15 protein-coding genes and 4 pseudogenes are annotated in these 21823 nt (G+C 44.0%); 16 read left to right on the plus strand and 3 right to left on the minus strand.

Annotation, left to right across the window (positions count from 1 at the left end):
* Positions 1 to 299 precede the first annotated feature (299 nt).
* The 6 genes from ABXS75_05025 (at position 300) to ltrA (ending at position 12689) form a co-directional block, all read left to right on the plus strand.
* On the plus strand, positions 300 to 1739 hold the full coding sequence (locus ABXS75_05025) for a hypothetical protein (GenBank protein ID XCP86174.1): 1440 nt from the start codon (positions 300 to 302) through the stop codon (positions 1737 to 1739).
* Complete coding sequence (locus ABXS75_05030) at positions 1736 to 3646, plus strand: hypothetical protein (GenBank protein ID XCP86175.1); 1911 nt, start codon at positions 1736 to 1738, stop codon at positions 3644 to 3646. The genes ABXS75_05025 and ABXS75_05030 overlap by 4 nt, the downstream gene beginning before the upstream one ends.
* On the plus strand, positions 3607 to 4662 hold the full coding sequence (locus ABXS75_05035; GenBank protein ID XCP86176.1) for a hypothetical protein: 1056 nt from the start codon (positions 3607 to 3609) through the stop codon (positions 4660 to 4662). Before ABXS75_05030 ends, ABXS75_05035 begins: the two co-directional genes overlap by 40 nt.
* Positions 4655 to 9838 (plus strand): DEAD/DEAH box helicase, encoded by a 5184-nt coding sequence (locus ABXS75_05040; protein XCP86177.1) that lies wholly within the window; start codon positions 4655 to 4657, stop codon positions 9836 to 9838. Before ABXS75_05035 ends, ABXS75_05040 begins: the two co-directional genes overlap by 8 nt.
* Positions 9839 to 9856: 18 nt before the next feature.
* The gene (locus ABXS75_05045) at positions 9857 to 10741 is read left to right on the plus strand and encodes a DNA adenine methylase (GenBank protein XCP86178.1); all 885 of its coding nucleotides are present in this window, start codon (positions 9857 to 9859) and stop codon (positions 10739 to 10741) included.
* 664 nt (positions 10742 to 11405) lie between these two features.
* Positions 11406 to 12689 carry a group II intron reverse transcriptase/maturase gene (ltrA, locus tag ABXS75_05050; GenBank protein XCP86179.1) on the plus strand — a complete coding sequence of 428 codons (1284 nt, stop codon included), beginning with the start codon at positions 11406 to 11408 and terminating at the stop codon, positions 12687 to 12689.
* 96 nt (positions 12690 to 12785) lie between these two features.
* Here the strand turns inward: ltrA and ABXS75_05055 are convergent, their stop codons facing one another.
* Together ABXS75_05055 and ABXS75_05060 are read right to left on the minus strand one after the other, a co-directional pair.
* Positions 12786 to 12965, minus strand: a complete 180-nt coding sequence (locus ABXS75_05055; GenBank protein ID XCP86180.1) for a hypothetical protein — start codon at positions 12963 to 12965, stop codon at positions 12786 to 12788.
* 127 nt (positions 12966 to 13092) lie between these two features.
* The gene (locus tag ABXS75_05060) at positions 13093 to 13266 is read right to left on the minus strand and encodes a hypothetical protein (protein ID XCP86181.1); all 174 of its coding nucleotides are present in this window, start codon (positions 13264 to 13266) and stop codon (positions 13093 to 13095) included.
* A 158-nt stretch (positions 13267 to 13424) separates the two neighbouring features.
* Between ABXS75_05060 and ABXS75_05065 the strand changes: the two genes are divergently transcribed.
* Entirely contained in the window at positions 13425 to 14144 is a 720-nt protein-coding gene (locus ABXS75_05065; protein XCP86182.1) for a hypothetical protein, read from the plus strand.
* A 173-nt stretch (positions 14145 to 14317) separates the two neighbouring features.
* Here the strand turns inward: ABXS75_05065 and ABXS75_05070 are convergent, their stop codons facing one another.
* Entirely contained in the window at positions 14318 to 14875 is a 558-nt protein-coding gene (locus tag ABXS75_05070) for a transcriptional regulator (GenBank protein ID XCP86183.1), read from the minus strand.
* 570 nt (positions 14876 to 15445) lie between these two features.
* Here ABXS75_05070 and ABXS75_05075 point away from each other — a divergent pair.
* The 9 genes and pseudogenes from ABXS75_05075 (at position 15446) to ABXS75_05115 (ending at position 21736) form a co-directional block, all read left to right on the plus strand.
* Positions 15446 to 15634 (plus strand): hypothetical protein, encoded by a 189-nt coding sequence (locus tag ABXS75_05075; GenBank protein ID XCP86184.1) that lies wholly within the window; start codon positions 15446 to 15448, stop codon positions 15632 to 15634.
* Complete coding sequence (locus tag ABXS75_05080; GenBank protein ID XCP86185.1) at positions 15635 to 15976, plus strand: DeoR family transcriptional regulator; 342 nt, start codon at positions 15635 to 15637, stop codon at positions 15974 to 15976.
* Positions 15969 to 16262, plus strand: a complete 294-nt coding sequence (locus ABXS75_05085; GenBank protein XCP86186.1) for a DUF3847 domain-containing protein — start codon at positions 15969 to 15971, stop codon at positions 16260 to 16262. The genes ABXS75_05080 and ABXS75_05085 overlap by 8 nt, the downstream gene beginning before the upstream one ends.
* Position 16263: 1 nt before the next feature.
* Positions 16264 to 16521: pseudogene (locus ABXS75_05090) on the plus strand (transposon-transfer assisting family protein).
* 380 nt (positions 16522 to 16901) lie between these two features.
* Positions 16902 to 17567: a hypothetical protein gene (locus tag ABXS75_05095; protein XCP86187.1), complete on the plus strand. Its 666-nt coding sequence runs from the start codon at positions 16902 to 16904 to the stop codon at positions 17565 to 17567.
* A 156-nt stretch (positions 17568 to 17723) separates the two neighbouring features.
* A pseudogene (mobQ, locus tag ABXS75_05100) lies at positions 17724 to 19313 on the plus strand (MobQ family relaxase).
* A 79-nt stretch (positions 19314 to 19392) separates the two neighbouring features.
* A complete protein-coding gene (locus tag ABXS75_05105; GenBank protein XCP86188.1) occupies positions 19393 to 20040 on the plus strand; it encodes a CHC2 zinc finger domain-containing protein in 648 nt (215 codons plus the stop codon).
* 13 nt (positions 20041 to 20053) lie between these two features.
* Positions 20054 to 21250: pseudogene (locus ABXS75_05110) on the plus strand (virulence-associated E family protein).
* Between the two features lie 255 nt (positions 21251 to 21505).
* Positions 21506 to 21736 (plus strand): annotated as a pseudogene (locus tag ABXS75_05115) (excisionase).
* Positions 21737 to 21823 lie beyond the last annotated feature (87 nt).

The following is a 21823-nucleotide window of genomic DNA, read 5'->3' on the forward strand; positions in this document are numbered from 1 at the left end:
TTCTTGCTTGAGTTTACTAATGATTTACCAATATTTCTGGAGAGTCAGACTTGCGATATATGATACCAAAAGCTGTATAGAAAAATATAAGGACGCATGATATAATTAGTATTAACTTGGATAGATATACTATTGGATGTACGACAGACGATGTTATGGATATTATTCCCAAAGAAGGACAGTGTCTCTTATTAGTTCTGATTTACGGAAATTATAATCAGAAAGAATGAGCTTAATGGATGATAAATCTATGATTGTTATAGATACAATTGAACTTAATCAATAAGGAGAGAAACAAAATGGATAAAGCTTATGATGCCGTTTTGCAGAGCGAGGTAGACGCTTCAGTTATCGCAAAATCCTCATATAGTTTTTTGAGGGATAGATTCCGCTACCAATGTCTGTGTTGTGGTGAAGAAGTCTATCTTGCTGCGGTTGATAGTAGTGAACGCTCTCCTCATTTTAGACATCGGAGAGGAAATAACGATACAGAATGTGAACGATATCTTGGGCAACCAGGCGCAGTGGAACACTTTGCGCTCTTGAGAAAGCATAAACAGGAACATATAGAATTTTGTTTTAACAAAGATAGAAGGGTATTCGAGATTTGTGCTTCTTTTGCGGAAGATGAACTTCGGGTGTATGAAGAAGAAAACAGCAGAATGACGGTATCTTCAAAATATTACGTCGAGCCATTCCTGTCTATTCCTCTTAATAAAGGGGTATTCATTCCGGGCGGGAAAAGTTATTTTACTATTACAGAATTTTCAACGGAGTATTTTGTTTCCTTTAACTCCGGGATTAGTCGCTGTATCTATCAGGATGTAATGAGGGCCACAGAGAAAATCAATATATTCAGAGTCAGGATGCAGGATGAACACTGTAGGCATCAGACATCATCACTTCTTTATACAGATACCAAGTATATTGGTATATCTGAGAATGAAGAAGCTCTGCAGGAACTTGCATCTTTAGAATATGTTATTTCAGAAGAAGAGATGTTTTCTTTTACCACAGAAAACAGGATATTCTATGGATTGCAGTTTTATGTAAAAAGGGCAGAATTTTCTGTCCTGTGTTTCTTACAGAAGCACGATTATCAGATTGAAACAGCGGAAGCGTTCAGCATTTTATGGCCACCGGTTTATACCAGAGATTCATATTCTATATGCGCCGGAGATACGGTATATGTACATTCAAGTTTTGAGCTGATTCCTCATGGAAATATGAATGCAGGTGGTATTTTTGTCAGGGAGATCAGCAGAAATGTGCTGGAACTTCACATTGATGATGAAGTCATCATACATGAAAAGAATATTGATATATGTATTCAGAGGGAAAGAAAACTGGGAAATGAAACAGTTCTGGAAGAACCGGTGACCACATATTCTGACAGATATACCGTTCCTGACCAGTACAATTACTTTCTGTTCGACCAGAACGGATGCACACGACTGAGTCCAGGCTCAAACGTATATCTTTCCGAAGCGGATCGGATTGTCGGATATAAAAACGGACATCTAAAAGCATTCGTGTGTGCATGTCCGAAAGAAAAAACAGGTACCAGACAACTTATAGACGATATTCTGAAATATCATCCACAATCGGAACCGTTTGAGCTGGATGATTTCATGGATATCATAACAGACGAAACAGTCTTATCGTACCTGGAAAACTGTTATAGGAGCGGGCGGATCAATACAGTCATTAAACGGTACATCAAGGAGGAACTGATTTGAATTACTTGATAGAACTTACAAAAGAAGAAATTAAGTATGTATGTACTGTTATTCCGTTTAAGGAGGCATCTGCGTACTTCAAAAGGTATCCGAAAGAGTTCAACAAATTAAGACCGGGATTCCGTGTAAAGTCGTTGGACGAGGATACCATCGTCCGGATACTTTATGACTTCCGAAACAGGGATTTTATCGCTTCTTTTCTGAACAAGCATATTGACCGATGGATTAAAGAAATTGATAAAGAAATAGCAAAAGCGTGTGAGAATGGGCTTGATCAAGAGGCGGTCTATATTGATGTGTTGTCACGTTCTTTTTTTTCGAAAAACGTTGCGCTGTTCTTCAAAATCAAAGGGGAAGAAAAGACGGAAGATTATCTGAAGGTCATGGGCTCATCTGTTTTCTATCAGTCTGCTCATCAAAAAACAGATGAAGAAGAATTGGATTTATTAAAGAAAAGGCAACTGGAGCTTACTGGTATTCAGGAAGAGTTAAAGAACCGAATTTCTAATGAAAAGAAGGAAGTAGAAAGACTGAGAAAAAAGGAAACAGAGCTGAAAATCGAACTAAAGGAAAAAATAAAACAGCTCGAGCTAGAGCAGGAAAAGAGCTCTTGTCTTTCCGAAAAAGCGGATAAACTGGAAGCAGAGCTTAAAAAAAATCAGGATGATGAGGTATGGAAGATTGCGGAGATGCAACAGAAGATTGACACCCTTACCTCCAGACTTAAGGATCAGACCCAAAAGGCAGCAGGATACGAGTCCAGCCTCTCAGAATATGTATCTAGACTTTCTTCCGCCAAGGAGGACATCGCGACATGGAAAAATATGGTAAGAAGTCGTGAGAAACAGCTTTTTACATATAAAGCGGAAAGAGCATCGTTTTTAACAGAGCAAGAATCTAACCGGAAGCAGATTAGAGAACTTAAGGAAGCACTTGATAAAGCACTTGGTGTTGAAAAAGTATATAAAGAATGTCTTTCTGCGCTTAGTACAGAAAAAGAATCCTATCTGCAGAAGAACAGGGAGCTGGAAGATACATTGGAAGTGCAGAAAAATATTGAGACTGCAGCAGAAGCTGTTTCAAAAAGATATGCAAATTCTGACCGGAAGATGCCGTTATGTCCAGAAGATATAAATGATTTTGATGAATATTTCAGACATAACCTTGAAAATATTGGATTCGACGAGAACGAAGATGGTTCATCAGATTTTGTAGATTATCTTGAAAAGAGTTTTTTTCATGGTATTCCGGTGCTGATTAAAAGAGGAGCGGGAATCAATTTGGCCAACTGTTTGGCAAACACGATTTATGGTGTGCCGTTTGCAGCTAATCTGCTGTATTCGGAAGGTGCAGGCGTACAAAAGATAAAAGAGTTTCTTGCAGATACTCCTGATAGGGTCGTCTGCATTGACGGCTTTATTGGGAATTGTAATGAAATGGAATTAATCCCGGTGCTTGAACAGTATCGTAACAAGATTATTATTCTTACTTACATGTATGACCAGACACTGAGATTTGTTCCGTACGAAATTCTTTCTTCAGTTCATTTTATCAGTGCAGATATATTTAGTTCGATATTAAGAATCAGGGATATTACGGAGAACCCTTCCGAAGTAAAAGAAATCACGTCTGCATACAGAAGCAATGCAGGAGCTGACAGTCGGTCACAGAAGATATTCTATGAGATCGCATGCGAATGTGGATTAGGAAAGGATACAGCATGTGCGATGGTTGACATGATCGAAGATGAACACCATTTGAACGAAATGCTGATGTTCACGCTTCTTCCATATGTGTCCAAAGTTCTCGGGAAGAATCCTTACAACTGCTCCAAACGTCTTCAGCGGTATGCTGGGGAGACAGGGCGTTGTTCGAAGAAAGATATTTTGATGAGGTGGTTTGGATAGTGAATGAATTGATCAATATCATGGCAGATGACATGAATATACGCCCTTATACAAACGAACCGGCTGAATCCTTTGGGTACAGAGTCATTTATTCAGCACTCGGTCTGTGGTGCCTTAAATCAGCACTCAGTGAAAAGGAAAACAAGAAGGGAATTAGTAAGAGCGCACAGAGCATCTTGCTGCATGACTTGTCTAAAAAATATATTGAGCTGTGTCCGATGGCAAAAGATTTTGTGTTTGCACCAAGAAATACTGATATCGCTGTGTTTATCCGGAATATCTATGAACAGACAGGATATCTGCTGACTCTTGATAATAATTACAATGTTCTGAATAATAGTGGGGAAACAGTAAGAATCTCTGATACAGATTATTTATACTTTGGACTGCCAGCAACATGCTATATTGTAAACGGGCTTGGAATCCACTGCAGAAGCGGCAAACATGAAGTAAAACTAAATGATTTTCTCATACGTGACAGTTTGACACCGGAAGAATACTTAAAAGTAAAATATGACGAGTGTGATTTTGATGAGCGGGATATCGATGTGAAGGAGCTGGAGTTTTTCAACCCGTTTTATTATGGAAATATATCTAGCTCGTGGCATGGACACATGAAATCCAATATGACGATGGCACGGAAAAGTACGATGGGACCATATTATAGAGTTATTAGAAAAGAGAACGGCACGCTTCTTTACGCTGATGATAACAGCATGGATGAGCTTGACGCCCTAACGGGAGCAGAATTCCGACGGTTATATGTTGCTCTTAAGCAGCACTACGACAATCCGATGCAGCTTCTCATATGTCCGATAGATGAGAAATATTCCTATATTCGCATCCTTGGACAACTGCCGAATAGAGAATACTTTTATCTGCTTATGAATGCATGGCCAAGATATGCTTTTTCCGATCGGAACAATTTTATCATACGAAACGAATTGACGGAACAGACTGCAGAAGTCCTTGGAGCGATAGGATTTACTGCAAGAAATGGTGAATTTTATGGATAGAAACATGAACGGAGTACAGCAGTACTACCAGGTAATAAGGAACCGCTTGGTAAACTATATCAAGTCAGATTATCTTGCCAACAGTGAAACATTGCTTCTATATGCAGATGAGATTCTCGGAGAGATGTGTCCGGAAGATATTAACATTGCAAGGGAACCGTACATCGAGACATCCTCTTCCTACCGTAAGGTAAATGATGGTATCCGTACAGCTGATATTGAGGATAATGTTAAGGAAGTTCTTTTAAAGCTTGTTGATGCAAAGCTCGGCATTTATTCCACTCCCTTTGCCCATCAGGTAAAGGCTCTTACAAGTGCATTGAAGGGGAAAGACCTGTTTGTATCTACCGGTACAGGCTCCGGTAAGACAGAGTGTTTTCTTTGGCCGATCATTGCGCGTGCTATCGAGGAATCTCTAAATAGACCGGAAGATTTTAAAAAGCCGGCTGTAAGAACTCTTATCATTTATCCTATGAATGCACTAGTATCTGACCAGCTTGCCAGGTTCCGTAAGATTATGGGTTCAGAAGAGTTTATGGATATCTTTATATCTTCCTCGGGTGCAGGACGTATCCCACATTTTGGTATGTATACTGGAAGAACCCCGTATTCAGGAGAATCAAAGAAACAGAGTAATATCAAACTCGCAGAGACATATCGTGAACAGTATCTTGTGGATGAGTGCGCAACGGAAAACGAACGGAAAGAACAGTTAAGAAAGATAAACGGACTTAAGATCATCAATAAATATCCTGCGAGATACGGCGGAGATGAAGGGTTGAAGGATTTTGTCGACAATCTTGAGAACAGCATTCATAAGCCAGGTCCTTATGATGCAGAATATATCACTAGATTTGAGATTCAGGCAAATACCCCGGATATCCTGATTACTAACTATTCCATGCTTGAGTACATGCTCATGCGTCAGATGGAGGCAGGTATATGGGATGATACGAAAGAATGGCTGAATAAATCAGAGGGAAACAGACTCCTCATCGTCCTTGATGAGGCTCATATGTACAGAGGTTCCGCAGGCGGAGAAATTGCGCTCCTTCTTGACAGGCTCTTTTCACGTCTTGATATTTCTCTTAAGAAAGTACAGTTTATTCTTACGACCGCAAGTATGCCAACGGAAGACGAAGAGGCTATTTCTGACTTCTTTAATGGGCTTACTGGAAAGAAATATTCCGAATGTGTTCCTCTTTTTGGTGACAAGGAAAATGTCCGTACTGACTTTAAGGTAATGACGGATGCTGCGGCTCTTGCTGCAATCGGAACGAGCCAGGTAACGGAGGCAGAGATTAGCGCAAGAGTCTGCGTTTTTGCACAAAATGTGTTCCAGATTAAGCTGCCTTTTGATATTTCCGTATCAGATGCACAGGAATGGCTGTTTGAAAATCTTCCAGATTATCAGGCATTCATGAAGCTTCATGAATTGTGCAGGGACGGTGCAAAATCCTATACAGAATTAAAAGAGAAGATATTTGGAAACAGTGAGTATGCAGCAGATGCCCTTGACGCATTGCTCGTTATTGTATCCCTCGCAAAAAAGAATGGTGAGATTCTTTTTCCTGTTAGACTACATATGTTTGTCCGCGGGATCCAGGGATTATATGCCTGTTCCAATCCAAAGTGTACCTGTGGGGCGAAATATTCTGATGAGGAAAAGCTTCCTCTTGGTAAGGTGATTTCCATTCCGCGTGAAAAGTGCGGATGTGGTGGCAGGATATATGAGCTTGTAAACCATATCAAATGTGGAGCGCTGTATTTTAAGGTATATGTCCAAAAGATATCTGGGACAGGATACTGGTATGTGTTTCCGAATAAAGGGCTAAGTGGTGGAGCGAATGACCTGACGGAGATGCTTCTTTACATTTGTCCGGATGGATATGAGCTGAAAAGTAAAGATAAAGCGGGATATCTCGACCCTGTAACAGGAAAACTTTATCTTGACTACCAAAATGACGATGGACTACTTAAAGTTCTCTATCCGGAATATGATGAAAAACATAATCGTTTTATGTTTGGTACATGCCCGAAATGCAAAAAGATTATGCCATTAAAGAAGCCTACGGATCTGGCAACAAAAGGTAACATCCCTTTCTATAACCTGACCAAAGCACAGTTTGAGCTTCAACCGGCAAGGTCGGAACTCATTAACGAAGGCAAGAAGGTGCTTCTGTTCTCAGATTCCAGACAAAATGCGGCAAAGCTTGCACTTGACCTGTCCAAATCATCCGATGCGGATGGGTTCCGTCAGGCTGTCATGTTGGCTGCAAAGAAACTTTTGACAGACGGAAGAGAACATTCACTAAAAGAACTCTATAACGCGTTCCTTGCGGTCTGCGTGGAGCAGAGACTGGAATTCTTCTCAGGCGGAAGCGCGGATATCTTTCATGATCATCTTGAGAAGACTCGTAAAAAACTTAGAAAACGTAAGGATATTTCAAAGGAAAATTTTGAACCGCTGCCATATGACTATTACGAACAGCTGTTAAACTTCTTTACAGAGAGTCCACGTTCGTTCAAGGATATCGGTCTCGGTTTCCTCGGGCCTATGGACGGAGCTCTAGAAGACTGTGCTTATGAGCTTGAGGATGATTATGACATTGTAATCGATGAAGAAATGCTTCGTTCCATCTTAGTCTTGCTTTTCTGGGATGTCATGGACGGAAGTGCGGCTCTTGGTAATGCTATTGAGGATGATGTCAGAAGAAACCTTCCGGGACGAAGTAAGATTCAGTCCTTTGGTCTTGGCGGAGATTTCGTTGCTTCTGTTGATAAAAAGTTCATTCGGATTGTAAAAGATATGACTGGGCTTAATGATAGAAAGATGGGAGAACTTCTGAACTGCATAAAGAGCAATTTCTTTGGACCGGGGACAAATCAGCGGTATTACCTTAAACTTGATGCGGTAAAGATTGTCATTACGGATAAGAATTTCGACTGGTATCGATGTGAGAGATGCGGAAAAATTTCTCCTTACAAGCTTGGTGATTACTGCGGTTCCTGTTTTGAATCCAGAAATCTCCATGTCATCACCAATGTGGACTTTTCCAGATTTGATTTTTGGAGAAAACCTATACTTGCAGCCATTGATGGCGAAGAAAAAATTCACACCATTGATACTGAGGAACATACCGCGCAACTCTCCCATAAGGAAACAACGAGCGACATCTTAAGCAGAACCGAGGACTATGAGATTCGCTTCCAGGATATTGATGTCGGCGAGTTTGGTGAGAATTCCATCGACGTATTAAGCTGTACTACTACAATGGAGGTTGGTATTGATATTGGTTCTCTGACAGCAGTAGGATTGCGAAACATTCCTCCTATGCGTGAGAACTACCAGCAGAGAGCAGGCCGTGCTGGTCGAAAGAATTCTGGCATTTCCACCATCGTTGCCTATGCTTTCGGAGGTGTCCATGACAGCCACTACTTTAAGCATCCAGATGAGATGATCTCCGGAGAACCTAGAAAACCATGGATCGATAGGGGCAATCCGAAGATTGAACAGCGTCATTACAATATGAAAGCGTTAAACAGCTTTATGTCGACAGAACCTATGCGCAGCAAGTTTGACAGTATTGTCGATGTTGGCATTGTAACATTCTGTGAGAAATATGCAGATGCTTTTATCGAACATGTACAGTCACTTGATTTTCCGACAGACAGCACGGTTGAGATGTTCTGCAAGATAAGGGACATGGTGCTTTCAGAAGGCAAGAGAAATGAGTATTTCAACGGGGACAAAGAAACGTCATCATTTGATGTATTCTATTCCGAAGGATATATTCCTTCCTATTCCTTCCCAAAGAATGTTGTAAGATTCTGCGTGGAAAAGGATTCCGAATATGGAAGGAGAGTTCCTAAGGACGTTAAATATGCTCCTGAAAGAGACATTGCTGTTGCCATCAGTGAATATGCCCCAGGGCGTTTCATTACCATTGACAAGAAGATATACAAGAGTGGTGGACTATATTCAAATCCGAGACCAAAGGGATATGAGCATAATCAGGCGGAATACTATTTTACGAGTAAGGATTACAAGAAAGACATTATTGTCTGTACGGAATGCAACTGGTTCGGTGATGGGCAGGGAGAATATACGGAATGCCCTTATTGCCATGCACCGGTAGAGAGGCATTCAATGATTAAGCCGTGGGGATTTGCTCCGGTTAAGGGCGATCCGGTTAAGTATGAAGATGAAGAAGAAGAGAAGACATATGCGGAAGCTCCATATTATTCCTATGTTCCGAAAGATACGGAGATGCAGAATTATAAGCACAGTCACATCCGCTTCGCAAATCTTCAGAACCGCAAAGTACTGACCGTCAATATGGGAAAGAGAAAAAAAGGATTTAATATCTGTACTAAATGCGGTGGAGCAGAGGTAGCGGAACCGTTTCAGACAAGTGATTTCCGATTCTCTCAGCCTTACCATGACCGTAATCTCTGCAGACATGAAGGTACAGTTGCAACAAATATTTATCTCGGATACGAATTCCTGACGGATATGTTTATGTTAGATATTAGATATGACAATCAGAAGTTAGTATCAAATTATGACAGTGAGGAAAAGAATATTCTCCGTTCTGCTGCAACGACCTTACATGAGGCAATCAAAAGGGCGGTGTCTCTTTCGCTGGATATTGATTACAATGAAATTAACGGTGGATGGAGAACACGTTTTGAGGAAAATGGTGAGGTACATATCGAGATGTTCTTCTATGACAATTTGGCTAGTGGTGCCGGCTATTCTTCCCTTATCGGAGAGGACGGAGTGCTGGATGATGTCCTTTCAAGAGCAAAAGAAATTTTGACTGGATGCACCTGTTCGAGGTCATGCAGAAACTGCCTTGATAATTTTTATAACCAGAGAAACCATGACATCTTTGACAGAACGCTGGGTGCACAGCTCCTCGAATATGCTCTGGATAGAAAATATCCGGAAGATTATTCAGAAGAAGAGCAGGAAATTTATCTGGCGCCTCTGAAGAAACTGATCAGAGAGTCAAAAGGTATGTCTGCAAAAGATAATATTGCATTTGAAGTTATTCCCTCATTAAGAAAGCGGGAAAGAAATGAAAAAGGTAAGCTGTATCTGAACTTATACAATTTATCAGACTGGCTTCCAAATACCTTCATGGAGTATCTGGGAAAAATCAATGAATAAGCAAAGGAGGTGAGATATATGTTCTATTCCCCATTGAGATATCCTGGTGGAAAAGGTAAATTGGCTGAATTTATGAAGTACATGATTGAGCATCTTGGACATAATGGAGGAACATATATCGAGCCTTTTGCTGGCGGGGCAGGCATTGCAATTGAACTCCTCCTTCGAGGTGTTGTCAGTAGGATAGTCATCAACGACTATGATAAAGGAATCTGGTCTTTTTGGAAAGCTGTCCTTACTGAGACTGATCGGTTTATAGCGGAACTTGCAGTTGTTCCCATTACTGTGGAAGAATGGAACCGACAGCGCGATATCTGTCTCATGCGAAACGATAAATACAGCTTTGAACTTGGCTTTGCAACATTTTATATGAATCGCACAAACCGTTCTGGTATTATCAAGGGCGGTGTGATTGGTGGGATGGATCAGTCTGGATCATGGAAGATGGATGCGCGTTTCAATAGAGAAGAGTTAATCCGAAGGATAGAGAGTATCGCTGAGAGAAAATCAGATATAAAGCTTTACAACAAGGATATTAATAGTTTTATTACACGATACATCCCTCTATATGAGGAAAATACACTTGTATATTTTGATCCTCCGTATTTTAAGAAGGGGAAACAACTTTATATGAATTACTTCCAATTAGAAGATCATGTTCGTATTGAGAGAGCGATAAGAGACCATGTAAAATGTGACTGGATTATTACCTATGATGATGCGCCGGAAATAGAAGAGATCTACAGGGATTATTCGATGTGTTTGTATGATTTGAATTATAGCGTGTCTTCCAAGTGCAAAGCAAGTGAACTTATGATATTCAAAGAAGGGATAGAAGTTCCATATGATGAGGAACTTCAGAAGCAAAGGATAAAGATTAACATCCGACTATACAAGACATAATATTGGGTAATTCATATAGCGGCACTACTCCTTAGCCTACCTTTTTTAAGTAAAGTGTACACTTTATATTGATTTTTTATAGAAGCCATTTGCAGTTGCCTGCGGTTCACAGGTATTGATCTGTGTTCTACTGCATAAAGTAACCAGACTGAGAAACTCAGCCTGGTTATTTTTAGTTTGCGCGCCATGGGCGCGCTCTAACGGGTGCAAGTCCCGAACATGCCCAGGTAGTGGGAAATGTATAGCTGAACAGCAAGGGTGTTCATCGTGAGGTGGAATCTGAAGGAAGCTGTAAGCAAACCTCTGGTCCGACGGACAGAAATCACATATAAGGCTAGGTTACGAGAGATGAGTTGGCTAAATACGACGAAGTCTAATAACTACCACTTTTGTAGTAACAGAGTAAATGTGGCGGATATATGGAGGGAAAGAGCGTGCACCTTAAGCGTGGAGGTCTCACAGAGGTTTCATTAGCCTAGTAACAACGAACTGTGAGAAGTCAGCCGAACCCATAGTAGTGAAGAAGTCTCTGTAATGGAGATGGAGCAAAGGGGTGAACAATCAATAAGTTTGAGTAGGTCTCGTATTGCAGAAATGACAACATCTGCCGTAACCAGTCGGGTAAAAGGTGGTCAAATCAAGCGAGACGGAAAGGAAAGAACGCATGGACACAAGTAGTCTAATGGAGCAGATTTTATCTAATGATAACCTCAATAGAGCATATCTGCAAGTCGTACGAAACAAAGGTGCAGAGGGAGTGGACGGAATGAAGTACACAGAACTCAAAGAACATCTTGTAAAGAACGGCAAAACCATCAAAGAACAGTTGAGGACAAGAAAATATAAACCTCAACCAGTACGAAGAGTGGAGATACCAAAACCTGATGGCGGTGTCAGAAAACTAGGAGTACCAACAGTAACAGACAGATTTGTACAACAAGCTATTGCACAGGTATTAGCACCAATCTATGAGGGACAGTTCCATGAGCATAGTTATGGTTTTAGACCTAATAGGTGTGCACAGCAAGCAATTCTAACAGCACTTGACATGATGAATGATGGTAACGATTGGATTGTAGACATAGACTTGGAAAAGTTCTTTGACACAGTAAATCATGACAAGCTAATGACTTTAATTGGGAGAACAATAAAGGACGGAGACGTCATCTCTATTGTAAGAAAGTACCTTGTTAGTGGAATTATGATAGATGATGAATACGAGGATTCTGTTGTGGGAACACCACAAGGCGGAAATCTATCTCCATTGTTAGCAAACATCATGCTGAATGAACTTGACAAGGAAATGGAGAAACGAGGGCTAAAATTTGTACGATACGCAGATGACTGCATCATTATGGTCGGAAGTAAGATGTCTGCAAACCGAGTAATGAGAAATATAACTCGATTTATTGAGGAGAAACTAGGACTTAAGGTCAACATGACCAAGAGCAAAGTAGATAGACCAAGAGGGCTTAAGTACCTTGGTTTCGGATTCTACTTCGACTCAAGAGCACATCAGTTCAAGGCAAAACCGCATGCAAAATCAGTCGCGAAATTCAAGAAACGGATGAAAGAACTCACGTGCCGTAGTTGGGGCGTTAGTAATAGTTACAAAGTAGAGAAACTTAACCAACTCATCAGAGGATGGGTAAACTACTTCAAGATAGGTAGTATGAAAAGCCTTTGCGCAAAACTTGACGCAAACATTCGCTACAGACTACGCATGTGTATATGGAAACATTGGAAAACACCACAAAATCGTGCAAAGAATTTGATGAAACTTGGAATTGACAGAGTTACAGCATATAAAGTTGGCTATTGTTCAAGAGCCTACGCACATGTATGTAGTTGTGGTGCTGTAAATATAGCAATAACAAACAAGAGGCTAACCTCATTTGGATTAGTCTCAATGCTAGATTACTACACCGAAAGGTGTGTTACTTGTTAAGTTGATTGAACCGCCGTGTACCGAACGGTACGCACGGTGGTGTGAGAGGTCGGAATTTCTCATTTAGAGAAATTCCTCCTACTCGATCGGTTCATTTTATTGTAATTGATTGGTTTCGATCCTGCCCCGCTCTTTTTCCACCTGTTCCAGATGTTGGATCAGTACATATTCGATATAGTTCGTCATGGAACGGTGTTCGTTTGTAGCCAAAATACCGATCTTGTCAAATACTTCGTCTGACAGACGCAGAGTAAATACACGTTTGTTGGTCGCCATCTTCCTGCCCTCCATTCCGGGTATGAATTTGTGGTAAACCAATTTGCTCTGAAAATATACGTCCACTAAACTGTCAAGTGATAGCACTTTGCATATAAAAGCAAAATGAAAGATGTAATTGACTGCTTTATTCTTCTGCTTTTATCTCTCCACGCTTTTTTTCCACTTCCTCTAAATGACGGATCAGAATGTATTTAATGTAATTCGTCAGAGAGCGGTGTTCGCTTGTAGCCAGAATGCCTATTTTATCGAATACTTCGTCCGACAGACGCAAGGTAAATACTCTTTTATTGGTTGCCATATCCCTGTCCTCCGATTTGAGTCTAGGTAAATGGTAATCGAAATCCGTAAAATAATATACAGTTACTTGACAGTCTAGTGACATCATTTTATGATCTAAGAGTAGCCTGAAACAGTATTTTTGATAATATTTGCATCTGAAACAGAAAGGAGTGGGATATGAAGAAGTTATGGAGCGCAATAAAAAGGAAATGGCGGCATTTCTGGCGGGATGATGAACTGGATGGTTCTGTATATCATTTAAGTCAGTCTGATAAGAGAAACCTGAGGTATGGGGCTTTTATGGCCTGCATGGTTACAGTTGGCCTATCCAGTTTTGTGATTGCAATCAGCAATATCCGGGTGAGTCGTGAGAATAGCGAGGACATGGAAGCAGTCATGGAAATGATAGCGACTTACCTCGGTTCTGCAACGCAGGACGAATATGACGAAATCGCCAAAACCATACGGAATGATCTTGTATTTTCTGAATATGGGCAGGAGATAGAAAACTGTATCCAGTATATTCCAAACACAGCGGAAACATGCCGTACCTGCACGGTGGATTTCACTTCGCAGGTTTATCTTGTGTGTACGAATACCGAGCAGCCCTACGAGCTGGATCTGTTTGAAAAGGGGGAGAACCCGAATGGGGGCGAATACGATGGCACGAGCGTGAACTTTGGTTATGACGAGATCAGCGGATCAAGCTTGCATATCACGAAAACGCCGGGAAATAGTAGGGGAAGCGTGACAGTACAGAGGGAACGGGGGATAGTCAGTGTCCAGAGGATGAAATCATTGTTTTGTGATGACTGTATCCGCAAAATGCTGGAGGCGGTGAAGAACCAGCTAGTAGAAGAATTTGTAATCTTTGACGCAGGGCAAAAGAAATTTTAACCGGTGGATGATGGAGAAATGAGGATTGGAGATTATACTTTACAGATTGGGTTTGATGACGGAGACTATGAAATAGAAATCGAATATGCGGGAGAAAAAAGTAAGGGACAGGAGTAATCTGCCCATAAAAAAGTCGCCGCTGCGGGAATGCTTTTTCTCACAGCGGCGGCATTTTATTTCCTGCGCCGCATATTCAGAGGATTATTTTTGATTACCGGCGATTTTGCCAGTATTTTTTTCAGGAGCTTCTGTTCTTCTGCGGACAGCTTATCAAAATCAATGCCAAACTGGCTGAAAATCGCCTTCCAGATTTTTGCAAGGTGGTCGCCGGGGAACCGGAGGGCATTCTGGATTTCTTTTGCCATCTTTTTTGTAAGGGAAAAATCCGGCGTGCTGTCAATGTCATGTTCGTGGGCTTTGCGGATGTCATGAAGGATTGCGTCCCATGTTTTGTGCGTGATGTGGCAGAAAAAATCTTCTTCCTCTATCTGACCTGCCCGCAATGTCTCCGAGTACAGATCACCGTCCACAAGCTGATGTTCCCCCATTAAGGCAAGCCGTTGTTCTTCCAGTGTTTCGTTCATATCCCGGAAACGGGCGGTTGCATGGCCGTCTATGTAGATTTCTGTGTCAATCATCAGCTTTTTAAATTTATCGTGGGTGGCAATCTCACAGAGCAGCCGGTTGTTGATCCGCCCGCTTTTCAATAAATCCAGCATGTCATCACTCAAATGCAGCTCCGTAAGTTCTGTGTTTGGGTGGTTTCTATTTTCCGTCAAGCAAAGGATATAATCTGTTGACACGCCGCAAAAGCCATTATAGCATACCGTTCCGCAATCGTGGAATTTTTCTCTTTTGGGGCGGTATTCCTACTTTGCGGACATACGGCACAGGGCACGAAAATGTTCCATAATAGGCTTAGTTCATCGATGGATTATTCCAATCGAATGACCGGCCTGTGTGGGATATGCTTCCCCGGGGATGTAGCGCCATGACTTGCGGCAGGGAGATGGAGGAACCCTGGACGCAATGAGCGTACCAAAGGGAGCGATACACCGCTGTGAGATTCAGGGGAGGAACGACACCAGGATAAAACGGCAAAATGGACACCAAAATGATACCGAAACGCAACAGACGGGATGGGGCATAGTCTGCCCTGTCCGTATTATTCCAAAGGATTTCCGGGCGTCTCTATGGCCGGATTTTGCCCCAAAACCGCCCCGAAACATGACACTAAAAATACTGTCCGCCCATTTCCGCTGTTCTGGCTGACATGGGCGGCTTTTTTGTAAGGAGGCACTATGCCGAGAATGTCAAAGAAGCAGAAGCAGGAACTTGCTTTCTTTCTGAAGGGCCGGGGACGAAAAACCTACAATGACCTGTGCCGGAAATGCCAGCGTGACTGCAGGCAGAGCAGCCGGGCTGTGATTGTGGAGTGCCCCCGTTATTTATCTAAGCGCTCAAAGCATAGAAAGGAGGACACCGACTAAATGGAATTTGAATTTATGACAGCGGATACAGACCTGCCACCAAGTATGCCGCTTCCCAAAGCCACGCTGCGGCTCCCGGTGAGCAGCACCGCAAAAATCATGTATGCCTGTATGCTGGACGCTGCTCTGGCAAACGGATTGGAGGATATGAACGGGATACTATTTATCCATTTCCCGATTATGAAATTGTCGGTGGCACTCTCCCGCAGCCATATGACCGTCAAGCGCTCCCTGAATGAGTTGGAGGAAGCCGGGCTGATTATGCGGGTGCGGCAGGGCGTTGGGGAAGCGAACAGGATTTATGTATTGATTCCGGGGAAGGAGGAAATCCGCCATGAATGAAGAAATTGAAAAGATTACCAAGAGAATTGAAAAAGTCGAAGCGAAGCTCCGCAAAGCACAGCAGCAAAAAAAGATACTGGAACATCAGGCGAAGGAACTGACACGGAAAGAACGGACGTATCGGCTCTGCACCAGAGGGGCAATGCTGGAAAGTTATTTTCCCCAGCCGGAAGCGGTGACGGATGAACAGGTGGAAACGTTTTTAAAACTGCTCTTCCACCAGAGTGATACCCATGAGCTTATGCAGAGGATATTCAGCAACACGCAGAAGGAGGAAATGGAATAATATGGATTTTACAAAGAATGAGCTGGATATGGTTTATCAATATGCCGCCAGCACGAAAGAAGAACCCCTTGCCGGGCTGAAAGAGATCGTACCTGTGATCCATGACAGGCAGACAAAGGAGATCGTGGAGAATACCATCCGCAAGCTGGAAGCAATCCCGGAGCCGGAGTGCCGCCGCTTTATTGCTGCCACAAAACAGCACTTTATTGAGAAGAGGGACAATTCCATCCGGCGCAGGCTTGCCGAAACAAAGGCGCAGAGCAAGGCGAAGAAAACAGCGAAAAGACAAAAGCAGTCAGGCCGGGAACGGCCATAATTGCTTCCAGAGCGGCAAGCCGGGGCTTCCCCCTCTGAAAGAGGGCGCAACTATACACCACTTGAAAAGTGGTGCGTTGCGCTCTGCCGAGAGCCCCTTGCAGGGGGCGGATGATTTCGGCTTCACTCAATCATCACAGGGAACGTTACACTTCCCCTGCGCTGACAGCCGCCAGCTCCCCTTTTGTGGACTTACCGCCCGGAAGCACCTTGCGCTGCAAGCTGTTTCCGCCCGACAAGTTTTATGAAATCAAACTATACTTTTCAGGTAGGATTAAGTATAATGGAGCCAGTGACAATCGTAATTGTAGGGGGAAATATAGAATGAAAAAGCCAACCATTAGTCAATATTTATTGTCAACTTGTTTATTTACCATTGATGAATTAAATGAACAGTATGGAGGGTTGTCTAAGGAAGAACTCAAACAGATAGCTGATGACAAATATAATGAAATGGATATTACGGTTAGACTGGGATATCCTTTTAAACAAACGGTTCATTACACAGTAGGCGATGGAAAGAAAAATGGAAGCAAGGTAAATCATGACCTATATGTTGAATCTAAAGATTTTAAAATTGAAATTAAATATTTAAAGAACTGGAAAAGCAATTCAGGAACTAATTCTGCCAGTAAAACATGGGCTGAATATCAGAAAGATTTTGACTGGCTAATTGAAGAAATTGAAAAAGGTTATAAGCATAAACGTGCTTTTGTAATCGGATGGTTTAATTGCGTGGATTCAATTACACAGTATTTACAGTTGGGGAGTGGTGCTGGGAGCAAACCATTGGTTAACGAGGAAAGATTAGCATATTTTCCATTTTTAAGAAAAACTAAGGTTCCAACATATACTTCAGATATAGTTTACAACTATGATAGAGCATACGGAGAGCTTTCATTGGACTTAATAGGTGAAACTAATCCCAATTGTAACTGCTTATTTTTAGGAAATGAGGATGATGTATTTCACTTTGCTGTATTTTACTAATTCCATTTGTCAGATTAGAAAATTCACGTTTTCTGAACTGATAGCTCATCAAAAATAGAATAACCAGCCATTCACCGGCGACACCACCAGGCAGGAAATCTGAAAAGGTCTCCTGCTTTTTCTTTGTTCGGAAACCAGGAGAAAGGAGGCCACGCCATGCTGTGTCCGCACTATGATATTGTCATCATCAAACGGAGCGAAGACCGCTCCGCTGTTGCTTCTGCCGCCTACCAGAGCGGCGAAAGGCTGTTTTCTGAGTACGATCAGGAACAAAAGTATTACGGCCATAAGAGAGAAGTCGTCCACAAGGAGATCATGCTGCCGCCCCATACGCCGCCGGAGTATGCAGACCGCAACACCTTGTGGAACTCTGCGGAATCTGTGGAAAGGCGATGGGACTCCCAGCTTACCCGCAGGATCATCCTTGCCATTCCGAGGGAGCTGCCCCCGGAACGGTACGCTGATCTGCTGCGTGACTACTGCCAGGAGTTTTTTGTTTCCAAAGGCATGATTGCAGATGTTGCCATCCATGACAAAGGGGACGGGAACCCACACGCCCATATCCTACTTACTCTGCGGGCGATGGATGAAAAAGGAAAATGGCGTCCCAAGAGCCGCAAGGTCTATGACCTTGACGAAAACGGGGAGAGAATCCGGCTTGCGTCCGGCAGATGGAAAAGCCACAAGGAGGACACCGTGGACTGGAACGACCAGAAATACGCAGAGATCTGGAGGCAGGGCTGGGCTGATACCGCAAACCGTTATCTGGAAGCTGCCGGACGTACCGAGCGCCTTGACCTGCGATCCTATGAGAGACAGGGTATTGACAAAATCCCCACTGTCCACATGGGAGCCGCCGCCAGCCATATGGAGAGGAAAGGTATCCAGACCAATATCGGGAACCTGAACCGGGATATAAAAGCGGCAAACAGCCTTATGCAGTCCATTCGGCAGATGGTGCGCCACTTGAAAGGCTGGCTTTCTGACCTGCAGGAGAAGAAAGCGGCGCTCATGGAAGCACTGGAACAGGAAAAGGAGCCGACACTGCAGGAGCTGCTTTTTCGGTATATCAATCTGCGGCAGGAAGAACGCACCGGTTGGGCGGCAAAAGGATAGCTCAAAGGCAGTGTTGCCGATTTTAACAAGGTGACGGAAGCAATCCGTTTCCTGCAGGAGAAGGAGATTACCACCGTGGAGAGCCTTGACGTCCATCTGGATGCGGTTAGCCGGAAAGCTGCTTCTGTCCGTGCTGATATGAAGAAGAAAGAAAAGCGGACAGGGGCTATTGATACCATCCTCTCCCATATCGCAAACCATGAAGCAAACAAAGTCGTTTATAAGGAATATGCCGCCATCGGCTGGAAAAGGAAGAAAGAGGAATTTGCGGAAGCGCACCGGGAGGAACTGGGCGCTTTTTTTGCGGCAAGGCGGTTTTTTAAAGCCCATGAATCTGAGCTTCCGTATAACCGGGATGAGCTTCGCTCAGAGCAGCGGCAGCTTGCGCAAGAAAGGGACGCCGGACAGGAGGAATTGGCAGCGATCCAGTCGGAGGTGAAGGTACTGCGGAATGTACGGAACTGGATCAACGCAGTATTGCCGCCAGACCAACGCAGGGAAGCCCCGGAACCGGGGAAGAAAGCTTCCGTCACGCAGAAGCTGAACTGGAAGATCGAGGGCATAAAGCAGAGGGAGGAACTGAGGCAGGAGCAGCCCCGGCAACAGAAAAAACAGGATATGGAACACTAAGCAATCAGGCGTCTGCCATTTTCACCGAGGGAATGACAGGCGCTTTTTTTAATTCTAATTATTTTCAGGAGGAGAACGATTGAATGTATTTGAAGCCGTAAAGCAGTCTGTTACCATCCGGCAGGCTGCGGAACAATACGGAATCCGGGTGAGCAGGAACGGGATGTGCGTCTGCCCGTTCCACAAGGATAAAAACCCCAGCATGAAAGTAGATCGCCGCTTCCACTGCTTCGGCTGCCAGGCGGACGGGGATGTGATTGATTTTGTGGCACGGCTTTACGGTTTGCCTGTTAAGGAAGCCGCCCTGCGGCTGGCGCAGGATTTTTCCATCCCCTATGAGGACAGGGAACTGCCGGTCAGGCGCCGGGCAAAGCCGCCGCCCCGGAAGGAAACGCCGGAACAGCAGTTTAAGCGCATGGAGCGGTACTGCTTCCGGGTGCTGTCCGATTATTACCATCTCCTGAGCCGCTGGGAAAAGGAGTTTGCCCCGCAGGCGCCGGGGGAAGAACGGAACCCCTTGTTTACGGAAGCCCTGCAGCGCAAGAGCCATGTGGGATACCTGCTGGATGTGCTGCTGTCTGCTGATCTGGGGGAACGTGCTTCCCTGATTATCGAATACGGAAAGGAAGTGAGGAACCTTGAGCGAAGAATGGCAGAGCTTGCCGCCGGAGGTACGGCAGGCCGTGACCGACACCATAAACGAAGCGTCGCCGTCCAAGAGCGTTGAAGAAGTGAAATTCATGCTAGAGGGCACCGAGAAAGGCGGTGTCCGTAACAGTATCCAGAACTGCCTTACTGTTTTCCGGTATGACCCGGTGCTGTCCGGCGCAATCGCAAAGAACCTTCTGACAGAGCGGAATGACCTGATAAGGCCCATCCGCAAACGGCGCAGCCCCGGCAGAGCCTTGACGGATACCGATATGAAGTATATCCGGCTGTATCTGGAAAAGAATTATAACCTTACCAGCGAGAAAAAGATCGAGGACGCTGCCGAGCTTGCCGCCGAGGAAAACGCCTACCACCCTGTAAGGGAGTACCTTGACAGCCTTGTGTGGGACGGCACGGAACGAATCCGCTATTGCCTGCGGCACTTTCTGGGAGCCGACACGGACGAATACACCTACCAGTCTCTACGGCTGTTCCTGCTGGGGGCGGTATGCCGGGTATTCTCACCTGGCTGTAAGTTCGAGGTCATGTTCTGTCTGGTGGGCGGGCAGGGAGCCGGGAAATCCACGTTCTTCCGCTTCCTTGCGGTCAGGGATGAATGGTTCTCTGATGACCTGCGGAAGCTGGACGATGATAACGTGTACCGGAAACTGCAGGGCCACTGGATCATTGAAATGTCGGAGATGATCGCCACAGCCAATGCCAAAAGCATTGAGGAAATCAAGTCCTTCCTGAGCCGCCAGAAGGAGGTCTATAAAGTGCCGTATGCCATCCACCCGGAGGACAGGCCGAGACAGTGCGTGTTTGGCGGTTCTTCCAACGCCCTTGATTTCCTGCCCCTTGACCGCACCGGGAACCGGCGCTTTTTGCCGGTCATGGTCTACCCGGAACGGGCGGAGGTACACATTTTAGACGATGAAGCCGCTTCCAGAGCCTACATCGGGCAGGTATGGGCGGAAACGATGGAAATCTACCGCAGCGGCAATTTTAAGCTGGTATTCAGCCCCGAAATGGTACAGTACCTGAAGGTACACCAGCGGGATTTTATGCCGGAGGATACCAAAGCGGGGATGATACAAGCCTACCTTGACCGCTATACCGGCAGCGCCGTCTGCTCCAAGCAGCTTTACCGGGAAGCCTTGAACCATCCCTGCGAGGAACCCAGGCAGTGGGAAATCCGGGAGATCAACGACATCATGAACCACTGTATCACGGGATGGCGGTATTTCTCCAATCCCCGGATATTTGGGGAATACGGCAGGCAAAAGGGCCGGTTGCCGGGAAAAATCCCGTAACTGCGGGCTTTTCTCCCCCTTAACAACCAAAAAATAAAAGAAAAAGTAAATAGATAAGCAGACCGCCAGACAGAGATTATTTTCAATGTTTTTTGAAGCCCGTTGCCGGACTTCGTTGCCGCCCATCCCCTGTCTGGCTTATTTCATATGCGCGGGCAACGAGCCAAGCGGATATGTTTGCATATCCATTTGGTGACTGCTGTACAACGATAGTTATGGAGGTAAATGCCTATGGCAAGTAGTAAGACAAGTGTTAATGAAAACTATAATTCTGATATTCCGGTTTGGCACAGATATACGCTGACCATTGAAGAGGCTGCAGGATATTATCATATCGGCGAAACAAAGCTGCGGACGATTATTGGCGAACATCCAAACGGAGATTTCTATGTTATGAATGGAAATAGAGCGTTGATTAAACGTGAGAAGTTTGAACGGTATCTGGATCAGGCGACTGTCGTGCAAAAACTCTTGAAAAAAGATCGTGGCAGACTGCTGATTTTCCATGATAAAGCTATACGGAGAGCTGGATTTGTGGTATGATGACAT

This window comes from Roseburia hominis, assembly GCA_040702975.1.
In the GTDB taxonomy this organism is placed as follows: Bacteria; Bacillota; Clostridia; order Lachnospirales; family Lachnospiraceae; genus Allocoprococcus; species Allocoprococcus hominis_A.

What these genes read in the sequence shown, in the direction of transcription:
- ABXS75_05025 (XCP86174.1), top strand. Translation starts at nt 300, where the DNA reads ATGGATAAAGCTTATGATGCCGTTTTGCAGAGCGAGGTAGACGCTTCA.
- ABXS75_05040 (XCP86177.1), top strand. Translation starts at nt 4,655, where the DNA reads ATGGATAGAAACATGAACGGAGTACAGCAGTACTACCAGGTAATAAGG.
- ABXS75_05045 (XCP86178.1), top strand. Translation starts at nt 9,857, where the DNA reads ATGTTCTATTCCCCATTGAGATATCCTGGTGGAAAAGGTAAATTGGCT.
- ltrA (XCP86179.1), top strand. Translation starts at nt 11,406, where the DNA reads ATGGACACAAGTAGTCTAATGGAGCAGATTTTATCTAATGATAACCTC.
- ABXS75_05055 (XCP86180.1), bottom strand. Translation starts at nt 12,965, where the DNA reads ATGGCGACCAACAAACGTGTATTTACTCTGCGTCTGTCAGACGAAGTA.
- ABXS75_05060 (XCP86181.1), bottom strand. Translation starts at nt 13,266, where the DNA reads ATGGCAACCAATAAAAGAGTATTTACCTTGCGTCTGTCGGACGAAGTA.
- ABXS75_05065 (XCP86182.1), top strand. Translation starts at nt 13,425, where the DNA reads ATGAAGAAGTTATGGAGCGCAATAAAAAGGAAATGGCGGCATTTCTGG.
- ABXS75_05075 (XCP86184.1), top strand. Translation starts at nt 15,446, where the DNA reads ATGCCGAGAATGTCAAAGAAGCAGAAGCAGGAACTTGCTTTCTTTCTG.
- ABXS75_05080 (XCP86185.1), top strand. Translation starts at nt 15,635, where the DNA reads ATGGAATTTGAATTTATGACAGCGGATACAGACCTGCCACCAAGTATG.
- ABXS75_05085 (XCP86186.1), top strand. Translation starts at nt 15,969, where the DNA reads ATGAATGAAGAAATTGAAAAGATTACCAAGAGAATTGAAAAAGTCGAA.
- ABXS75_05095 (XCP86187.1), top strand. Translation starts at nt 16,902, where the DNA reads ATGAAAAAGCCAACCATTAGTCAATATTTATTGTCAACTTGTTTATTT.